The organism is Dactylosporangium sp. NPDC005572, assembly GCF_040605515.1.
Lineage (GTDB): Bacteria > Actinomycetota > Actinomycetes > Mycobacteriales > Micromonosporaceae > Dactylosporangium.
The window spans coordinates 1-8,737 of record NZ_JBEXCY010000330.1 but is presented as its reverse complement, the minus strand read 5'-3'; the positions used below and the strand labels follow the sequence as shown (position 1 = coordinate 8,737).

The window sequence follows — 8,737 nt, the reverse complement described above, 5'->3', positions numbered from 1 at the left end:
GGCACGGCGATGGCCAGCGCGGCGAACGCCACCGCCGCCGTGGCGCGCACCCGGCGGCGGTGGCGCACCGTGGCGTGGGCCGACTCGGTGCCGGCGGGCTTGACGTAGGGGGCGACCTCGGTACGGAAGCCGGCGAAGGCGGCGGCGAGCAGCTGGTCGTCGAGGTCAGCCATGGAGGTGCTCCTTGTCGGTGAGCTGGGCGGCGAGCGCGGTGCGGCCCTGGTGCAGCCACGACTTGACCGTGCCCTCGGCGACGCCCTCCTGGCGGGCGATGTCGCTGATCGGCAGGTCGGCCAGGTAGTGCAGGATGACGGCGCGGCGCAGCTTCGGCGGCAGCGTGCGCAGCGCCTGGGCCAGCGCGACCCGGTCCGGGCTGGGCGCGGGCACGTGCTCCGGCCGGTACCGCCGGGCGAACTGCGCCGCGACCCGGGCGCGCCGCCACCGGCTGGTGGCCAGGTTCCAGGCGACCCGCCGTACCCAGGCGGCCGGATCGTCGAAGCCGCCGACCTGCTTCCACCGCGCGAGCGCCCGGCAGAACGCCTCCTGTACCAGGTCCTGCGCGGCCGCGAGATCGCCGGTGTACGCGAACAGCTGGATGGTGAGCGGCTGGAAGGTTACCGCGTAGAACTCTTCGAAGGTGACTCCGCGCGGGGGTGAACTGTCGGTCGCTCGCCCACGGCCCCCGTCAAGCACACTGATCACACTGCCCTTCCTCCCCATCGACGGCCGCCTGTCTCGGCCGCTCGGCGACAACACGCCGCGCGCGATGGGAAGGTTGTGTCGACCAGGCGACAGATGTCAGGCCCGCGGGCCGCGAGGCCGTCGGTCCCGCGGTCAGAGGACCTTGCTGCCGTACATCTCGCCCAGCGGGTCGGCGATCAGCTCGAGCCGCGCGCCGTCCGGGTCGCGGAAGTACACCGAGACCTCGCTGTGGACGACGTGCTCCACGCCGGCGGCGTCGAGGCGGGCGACCAGCTCGTGCCAGCGGTCCGGCTCGACCGAGATCGCCACGTGGTGCAGGCCGCCGAGGACCTCGGCGTAGGGGCCGACGTCGAGGCCGGGGAAGTCGAAGAAGGCGAGCAGGTTGCCGTTGCCGATGTCGAAGAAGAAGTGCGACGAGCCGGCGTAGTCACGGTTCTCGATGAGCTCGGTGAGCGGGAAGCCGAGCAGGTCCTGGTAGAAGCGGACGGTCCGCTCCACGTCACTGGAGATCAGGGCGCTGTGGTGCAGCCCGCGAGCGGTGGAGGCGGGCCGCTCGGCGGCGGCGCGGAGGTGAGCGGCGCGGATGCGCTGCCGCTCGGCCTCGGTGTCGGTCATGGGGTCCTCCGGGGGTGTCGGGGTGCATGGATTCCACCATGCACCCCGACCCGCCGGTCAACCCCGCTCGGCCCAGTCGCCCAGGGTCCAGTCGCGCACGTCGGGCATGTCCTCGAGGTGCTCGACCACGTACCGGTCGTGCTCGGCGAGCTTCGCCTCGCACCACGCCTTGAGGTCGGAGGCGCCCCGCGGCAGCCGCTTGGCGTTGTTGATGGCGTCCATCACCAGGTGGTACCGCGACACGCGGTTGCGCACCGTCATGTCGAACGGCGTCGTGGTCGTGCCCTCCTCGATGAAGCCGCGGACCCGGAACCGGTCGGCGTCCGGCCGGCCGTGCACGAGCTGGTGGATCGCGCCCGGGTAGCCGTGGAAGGCGAACACCACGTCGACGGTGTCGGTGAACAGCTCCTTGAACCGGGTCTCGCTCATCCCGTGCGGATGGTCCTTGGGCCGGGGCAGCGCCATGAGGTCGACCACGTTGACCACGCGCACCCGCAGCTGGGGCAGCCGCTCGCGGAGCAGCCGCGCGGCCGCGACGGTCTCCATCGTGACGACGTCGCCGGCGCAGGCCAGGACGATGTCGGGGTCCGCGGAGCCGTCGTCGGTGCCGGCCCAGTCCCAGATCCCGGCGCCGCGGGCGCAGTGCTCGATCGCCTCGTCCATCGTCAGCCACTGCAGCTGCGGCTGCTTGTCGATGACGATGAGGTTGATGTACGAGCGCGAGCGCAGGCAGTGGTTGGCGACCGACAGCAGGCAGTTGGCGTCCGGCGGCAGGTAGACCCGGGCGATGTCGCCGCGCTGGGTCAGCACCACCTGGATGAGGCCGGGGCCCTGGTGCGAGAAGCCGTTGTGGTCGTTGCGCCAGGCCGTGGAGGTGAGCAGGACGTTGAGGCTCGGCACCTTGGCCCGCCAGTCGAGCCGCTTCGCCTCCTGCAGCCACTTGCCGTGCTGCACCGTCTGCGAGGCGGACACCATGGCGAACGCCTCGTACGTGGCGAACATGCCGTGCCGGCCGGTCAGCGTGTAGCCCTCCAGCCACCCGTGGCAGTTGTGCTCCGACAGCACCTCCATGACCCGCCCGTCGCGGCTGATGGCCACGTCGCCGGGCAGGACCCGCTCCGCGAACGCCCGGTCGGAGACCTCGAACACGGCGCCGAGCCGGTTGCTGTTCGTCTCGTCGGGGCAGAACAGCCGGAAGTTGTCGGGGTTGGCCGCGTAGACGTCGCGCAGCAGCTCGCCGAGGCGGCGGGTCGACTCGGCCCGGCCCACGCCGGGCGTGCCGACCTCGACGGCGTAGTCGCGGAAGTCGGGGATGTCGAGGTCGCGGGTCAGCAGGCCGCCGTTGGCGTGCGGGCTGGCGCTCATCCGCAGGTCCCCCGCGGGGTTGAGGGCGCGGACGAGCTCGACCGGCGCGCCGTCGGCGTCGAACAGCTCCTCCGGCCGGTACGACCGGAGCCACTGCTCCAGCAGCGCAAGGTGCTCGGGGTTGTCCTTGACGCCGGACAGCGGCACCTGGTGGGACCGCCACGTGCCGGTGACCTGGATGCCGTCGACCTTGTCGGGGCCGGTCCAGCCCTTCGGGGTGCGCAGGACGATGAGCGGCCAGCGCGGGCGGGTCCCGTCCCAGGTGCCCTCGCGGGCCGAGCGCTGGATCGCCCGGATGCGGCCCCAGGCCTCGGCGAGCGTCGCGGCGAAGCGGTGGTGCATGCCCGGCAGGTCGTCGCCCTCGACCTCGAGCACCTCGTAGCCGTGGCCCTCCAGCAGGGAGCGCACCTCGGCCGGGTCCTTGCGGGCCAGGACGGTCGGGCCGGCGATCTTCGCGCCGTTGAGGTGCAGGATCGGCAGCACCGCGCCGTCCCGCGTGGGGTTGAGGAACGAGATGCCCTTCCAGGAGCCCTCCAGGGGGCCGGTCTCCGCCTCGCCGTCACCGACGACGGCCACGCTGATCAGGTCGGGGTTGTCCATCACCGAGCCGAATGCGTGCACCAGCACGTAGCCGAGCTCGCCGCCCTCATGGATCGACCCGGGCGTGGTCACCGAGACGTGGCTGGGGATGCCGCCGGGGCTGGAGAACTGGCGGAACAGGCGCAGCAGGCCCGCCTCGTCCTGCGACACGGCGGGGTAGATCTCGCTGTACGTGCCTTCCAGGTAGCCGGCGGCGACGAGGGCCGGGCCGCCGTGGCCCGGGCCGGCGAGGTAGATCGCCTGCTGGCCGGTCATCCGGATGAGGCGGGACACGTGGGCGTAGACGAAGGACAGGCCCGGGCTGGTGCCCCAGTGCCCGAGGAGGCGCGGCTTGATGTCGCCCGGTTCGAGGGGGCGGCGCAGCAGCGGGTTGTCCTGCAGGTAGATCTGGCCGATCGTGAGATAGTTGTCAGCTCGCCACCAGGCGTCGAGCTGCGCGACATCTTCGTCGCTGAGCTGTCCGACCTGGGCCTGGGCAACAGTCGTCACCGAAGGTTCCTTCCTGCGTGCGATCCGCGGTCCGTGTCATCTCTACCCTCTCGCGGTTGGGCCACGCGCCGCAGGGCTTTCGGACCCCCGCCGGATGAGGCGGAAGTCCCGCGATGTGTCCCGCAATCCGGCTGCAAATGGATCACAATTGCCCGCTGCGATCATGCGCAGCCATGACCGACATCCTTGTCACTGGTTCGGCCGACGGCATCGGCCAGCAGATAGCGCAGCAACTCACCGCCGCCGGGCACCGCGTGGTCCTGCACGCCCGCACCGAGGAGCGGGCGGTGGCCGCGAAGGCCGCGGTGCGGGCCGCGGCCGGCGTGGTCGTCGGCGACCTCGCCTCGCTCGAGCAGACCCGGGCGCTCGCCGCCACCCTCGGCCGGTTCGACGCCGTGGTTCACAACGCGGGCATCGCCCGCCTCGACAGCTCCGAGCGGGCGCTCACGGAGGACGGCCTGGACTCCACGTTCCAGGTCAACGTCCTGGCGCCGTACCTGCTCACGGCACTCATGCCCCGCCCGGCCCGGCTGGTGTTCATGTCGTCGGCGCTCGCCGCGGAGGGCATCACCGAGCTGAGCGACGTGAACTACGAGCGCCGCCAGTGGAGCGGTTACGAGGCTTACTGCTCATCCAAGTTGTACTGCATGCTGCTCGCCTTCGCGTTCGCCCGGCGCTGGCCGGACGTGCGCAGCAACGCGGTCGATCCGGGCTGGGTCCGCACCCGGATGGGCGGCGCGAGCGCGCCCACCGATCCCGCTGACGCGGCCCGGACCCCGGCCCGGCTGGCCGTCGCCGACGAGCCGGCCTCCGGCGAGTACTTCACCGACCGCGACTGGCGGCCCGGCCCGGCCCACCGGGACCCGGTGCTGCTCGACGAGCTGCTGTCCATGTGTGCCCACCTCAGCGGTGGGCATCCCGGGACCCGGTAGCTCATCGGTCCCGCCGGCCTCATCGCTGCAGCAGGTCCTGCATCTTCTCGGCGATGAGGCTGGCGGCGCGTCTCGGGTTGAGCCGGTACAGCCGGTCCATGAGTCGCGCGTCGCCGCCGATGAGCACCCGGTAGGCGTCGCGCTCCATGCCGTCGAGGATGTCGTTCGCGGCACGCTCCGGCGTCGTGATCTTCCGGTTCGCGGTGTCGCCGGCGACCGGGATGTTCACGCCGGAGTTGGTGGTGATGTTGGTGGCGACGCCGCCCGGGAACACCACCGTCACGCGCACGGCGGTGCCGGCGCACTCGGCGTGCAGCCCCTCGGTCAGCAGCTTCACCGCCGCCTTCGAGGCGCCGTAGATGGTCTGGCCGGGCACCGGCAGGAACCCGCCCATGCTCGCCACGTTGACGATGTGCCCCACCGGCCGCTCCAGCAGGACCGGCAGGAAGGCCTTGGTGAGGTACAGCGTGCCCGACCAGTTCACCGCGAACACCCGGTCGATCGTGGCGAAGTCCAGGTCCTTGAGCCTGGTGAAGGGCTGGATGATCCCGGCGCAGTGGATCAGCCCGTCGACGGCGCCCCAGCGCTCGGCGACGGCCGCCGGCAGCGCCTCCACGGCGGCCCGGTCGGTGACGTCGAGCTCGTGCACCGACATCGCGCCGCCGGCCGCCGCGGCCGTCTCGGCCGTCTCAGCCAGGGTCTGCGGATTGTGGTCGACGGCGGCGACGCTGGCGCCGCGCCGGACCGCCTCCAATGCCACGGCCCGCCCGATGCCGCTGCCGGCCCCGGTCACCACGACGACCTTCTGCGCAAGCTGCATGGCACGTCCCCTCGTTGGTCGCCGCCGATCGCCCGGAGGCTAGCCGATCGGCTACCCTCCGGGCAAGACCGTCAGGCGCCGGGCACGTGCGCGATCATGCCGTTGACCAGCTTGACCATGTTTCCCCGCACGGCGGCGGCGTCCCACGCCTCTTTCCCGCCGGCGTTGAACCGGACCTCGACGTACAGGTTGCGGTCGGTGCAGACGAGGATGGCCTCGATACGCTGGTCGCCGGAGCTGAGCCGCTTGGTGAAGAACCCCTGCGAGCCACAGCCGGTAACCTTGTCCTCGCTGAACCCGGTAATCTTCGGGTACACCCCGGCGGACTCCTTGTACCGGGCCGCGGTGTCGCCGTCCACGTTCGCGAAGGCCTTGAGCTCCTGCGCACCGTCGTCGGCGGCGAGGAAGTACTCACAGCCGGTGAGCGTGAAGCGGGTCTTCTCCTCGGTCGGCTCGCCTTTGCCCTCACCGACGCGCGGCCCGAGCACTTTGACGTCCGCGAGGGCGCAGGGGTCGGCCGGCTGCTGGTAACCGCTGCCGGCGTTGCCGGTCTCTTTCACGGCCGGCGCCGATGACCTCCCGGCCGCGGCGGGCGTGTCGGCCGAGGTGTCGACGGCGAGCAGCAGCGCGATCCCGCCACCCGCGCAGAGCACGAGCACGACGGCGACGATGCCGAGGATGAGGCCCAGGCGGGACTTCTTGGGCGGTACCGGAGCTGTATATGGAACGCCCTGATAGGGCGGGTATGGCGCGTTCATGGTCGCCGATTCTGTCGGCCTGGCGGGTCGCGCGCCGTCGCCCGCCGGATGCACCCGAGGTCGACTATCCGACGTCCGCCCACCGCCCCGTCCGCCCTCTGCCGCCTGCGCCCGCCTGCCGCCCGGCCTGCGCCCGGTCTCTGCGCGACCGCTGGCCGGCTGCGGCCGCCCAGCCTCCCGCCGCCGTCGAGGTCACCGGTGGCCAGCCCGCGCCTGCCGCACCAAACCGCCGCGGAGCGGGACGTACTCGCGCATCGTCTCGTGCATCCGGTAGCAGGCCGTCCTGCTCCCATACATGGCGGGCGACCTGTGGCTGCTCATCCGGCGCTTCGATCAACCCAGTCCCGCCGCGGCAGCAGCGCGATCCGCCACGCAAGCCGGGCAGCCAGCGCCAGACCCAACGGCGGGATGACCCACAGCAGTGCGTCCCGCCGCCGGTACCCAACCAACGGCGCCGCGATCATGGTGAGCAGGGCCGGCGCGACGATACTGAGCACGTCCCCGGCGGGCGTGCGCCCGAAGGTGGGAATGACGACCCCGTGCCGGAGTCCGAGCCAACTCCCCACCACGAGCGCGACGAGCACGGCCGCAATGGCGAACCTCAATGCGGCCGGCCGGGCCTGCAGATCAGGTCTCATGGATGCATCCAGATTCTCGGGCGGGCGGCCCCTCGTTATACACCGAGCTCCCCCACAAATCGCGCGCCCGCAACGCACCCGCTCTGATGCATCAACCTTGATGCATCAGAGCCGATGAGTCGAAGCAGGGCCCGCGCGGGTTCCGCGTGGCCACTCACCCGCACCGCGCCTATGCCACCGCTGGCCCGCGGCCCCACGAACCTCGCCAGCACGCATCAACCGTGATGCATCAGAACTGATGCATCACATCCGATGGAGGTCCAGGCGCCGCGGCAGCGTCCGGTCCGCGCTTCGCCAGACGGTAGGAAAACTGGTGCTCTGACCCCAGTTTTTCCTACCACGTAACTCGTGGCGCACCCCCGCAGCGGACGTGTGCCGCTCCGTGCGCCGCCACCTTGGATTGGCCGCCCCATCCCGCCCCCGTCGGCGCGGGACGGCGCACGCCGCGGAAGCCGTTGGGCGGAAGGCCGGCGCCTCCTGCCGGCACGAATGAGGCCCGGGCCGCATCCACTGCGCATTCGTCATGATCGCGAAGGCTTTTGGCACTCCTGGGCACGAGAAGTCTTCGGGATCATCGACGGCGGCGGCAGGCGCGCGCGGCGGGGCCCGACAGCGTCCGGGCGGGCCGACGCCACAACACCCGCGGCGACGCGGACGGCTTCGCGCTCGCCTCGGTCCTGGCCTCGTCGATGCACGGTGACGGGCCTGGGACAACGTCGCCATGGGCCGGCGGGTGAAGGCCTGCATGGTCCAGAAGGCGAAGTGCAACACCGCCGGCACATTCTGATCAGCGAACACAGTGCCGTGGCGCCGGGAGGGCGCCACGGTACGATCGACGCTCACCGTCCCCCGCGGTCTTCGGCGAGCCGCGCGCATTCGTGAAGGACCCACCATGCGCAAAAAGCCGCCGCCAAAGCAACGACAGCACTGGTGGATCCCGGTTGTCACGCTCGTCGCCGGAGGACTGCTGGGCGCCTGGATCGGTGCCGCCGTGGCCGATCCACGCACCGACACCGAGCAGCGCATCGACGCGATGGAAGCAGCGGAGGTACAGCGGGACGCCGCGCAGGTCGTGACCCTCACCGACCAGGCCCGCCGCATCCGCGAACTGGTCACCCCGGTCCTCGACGGCCTGCGCGCGGCGGAGCCCAACCCGACTCGGTCGCAGGCCGACGGCTGGAAGGCAGTGACCCGCGCGGCCGTCGCCGACTTCGACGACCCGCCCTCGGCGGGCACCGCGGTCAACATCGCCCGGGCCAGCCTCGCCGCCGGCACCAGGCAGCTCGACCTGGCCGTCGACACGTACGCGGCCGCGGTCAGGGCCCCCGAGGCGGAGCGCCCGGCGCTGCTCGCCCTGGCCGGGCGGCAGCGCGACACCGCGATCGCCACCTGGTCGGTCGGCGCGACCCAGCTCGACCAGCTCAACGTCGACACCGGCCACGGCCACCAGCACGTGTTCCTCCCGAGCCAGCCGGGCCAGGGCGCGATGACCGCCGACGGCGAGCACGAGGGCGAGTAGCCGGGACAGGACGCAATGACCATCGACGGCGAGCACGAGGGCGAGTAGCCGGTCAGCCGCCGCGCCGCTCCAGCGCGTCCAGGGCCGCGCGCAGCTGGGCCCGGCCGCTGACGCCGAGCTTCGGGTAGATGCGGTACAGGTGCGAGCTCACGGTGCGGTGCGACAGGAACAGCCGCTGGCCGATCTCGCGGTTGCTCAGCCCGGCCGCCGCGAGCATCGCCGTCTGCAGCTCCTGGGCGGTCAGCCGGTCGCCCGAGCGGACCGGGGGGGGGGCGGGGGCGGCGCCGGGCCCGCCGCGC

Annotated in this window: 9 protein-coding genes; 2 read left to right on the top strand and 7 right to left on the bottom strand. The window is 72.1% G+C overall.

Translation table 11 applies throughout. The features are described from left to right. Positions 1-165: 165 nt before the first annotated feature. The 3 genes from ABZS66_RS58690 to ABZS66_RS58680 all read right to left on the bottom strand — a co-directional run bounded on the left by ABZS66_RS58690 (position 166) and on the right by ABZS66_RS58680 (position 3,771). Positions 166-693 (bottom strand): SigE family RNA polymerase sigma factor, encoded by a 528-nt coding sequence (locus tag ABZS66_RS58690; RefSeq protein WP_354773220.1) that lies wholly within the window; start codon positions 691-693, stop codon positions 166-168. A 141-nt stretch (positions 694-834) separates the two neighbouring features. Continuing rightward, positions 835-1,317 carry a VOC family protein gene (locus ABZS66_RS58685; RefSeq protein WP_354773218.1) on the bottom strand — a complete coding sequence of 161 codons (483 nt, stop codon included), beginning with the start codon at positions 1,315-1,317 and terminating at the stop codon, positions 835-837. 57 nt (positions 1,318-1,374) lie between these two features. Continuing rightward, complete coding sequence (locus ABZS66_RS58680; RefSeq protein WP_354773216.1) at positions 1,375-3,771, bottom strand: phosphoketolase family protein; 2,397 nt, start codon at positions 3,769-3,771, stop codon at positions 1,375-1,377. A 173-nt stretch (positions 3,772-3,944) separates the two neighbouring features. Between ABZS66_RS58680 and ABZS66_RS58675 the strand changes: the two genes are divergently transcribed. Further along, entirely contained in the window at positions 3,945-4,703 is a 759-nt protein-coding gene (locus ABZS66_RS58675; protein WP_354773214.1) for an SDR family NAD(P)-dependent oxidoreductase, read from the top strand. A 19-nt stretch (positions 4,704-4,722) separates the two neighbouring features. Here ABZS66_RS58675 and ABZS66_RS58670 read toward each other — a convergent pair whose 3' ends face one another. The 3 genes from ABZS66_RS58670 to ABZS66_RS58660 all read right to left on the bottom strand — a co-directional run bounded on the left by ABZS66_RS58670 (position 4,723) and on the right by ABZS66_RS58660 (position 6,919). Then, a complete protein-coding gene (locus ABZS66_RS58670; protein WP_354773212.1) occupies positions 4,723-5,523 on the bottom strand; it encodes an SDR family oxidoreductase in 801 nt (266 codons plus the stop codon). Between the two features lie 71 nt (positions 5,524-5,594). Beyond that, positions 5,595-6,281, bottom strand: a complete 687-nt coding sequence (locus ABZS66_RS58665; protein WP_354773210.1) for a hypothetical protein — start codon at positions 6,279-6,281, stop codon at positions 5,595-5,597. A 317-nt stretch (positions 6,282-6,598) separates the two neighbouring features. Further along, positions 6,599-6,919, bottom strand: a complete 321-nt coding sequence (locus ABZS66_RS58660; protein ID WP_354773208.1) for a hypothetical protein — start codon at positions 6,917-6,919, stop codon at positions 6,599-6,601. Between the two features lie 892 nt (positions 6,920-7,811). Between ABZS66_RS58660 and ABZS66_RS58655 the strand changes: the two genes are divergently transcribed. Continuing rightward, the gene (locus ABZS66_RS58655) at positions 7,812-8,438 is read left to right on the top strand and encodes a hypothetical protein (protein WP_354773206.1); all 627 of its coding nucleotides are present in this window, start codon (positions 7,812-7,814) and stop codon (positions 8,436-8,438) included. 52 nt (positions 8,439-8,490) lie between these two features. Here the strand turns inward: ABZS66_RS58655 and ABZS66_RS58650 are convergent. Continuing rightward, positions 8,491-8,737, bottom strand: a 247-nt coding sequence (locus tag ABZS66_RS58650) for a helix-turn-helix transcriptional regulator (protein ID WP_354773204.1), incomplete at its 5' end; no start/stop codon positions are given.

What these genes read in the sequence shown, in the direction of transcription:
- ABZS66_RS58685 (WP_354773218.1), bottom strand. Translation starts at nt 1,317, where the DNA reads ATGACCGACACCGAGGCCGAGCGGCAGCGCATCCGCGCCGCTCACCTC.
- ABZS66_RS58675 (WP_354773214.1), top strand. Translation starts at nt 3,945, where the DNA reads ATGACCGACATCCTTGTCACTGGTTCGGCCGACGGCATCGGCCAGCAG.
- ABZS66_RS58670 (WP_354773212.1), bottom strand. Translation starts at nt 5,523, where the DNA reads ATGCAGCTTGCGCAGAAGGTCGTCGTGGTGACCGGGGCCGGCAGCGGC.
- ABZS66_RS58665 (WP_354773210.1), bottom strand. Translation starts at nt 6,281, where the DNA reads ATGAACGCGCCATACCCGCCCTATCAGGGCGTTCCATATACAGCTCCG.
- ABZS66_RS58660 (WP_354773208.1), bottom strand. Translation starts at nt 6,919, where the DNA reads ATGAGACCTGATCTGCAGGCCCGGCCGGCCGCATTGAGGTTCGCCATT.
- ABZS66_RS58655 (WP_354773206.1), top strand. Translation starts at nt 7,812, where the DNA reads ATGCGCAAAAAGCCGCCGCCAAAGCAACGACAGCACTGGTGGATCCCG.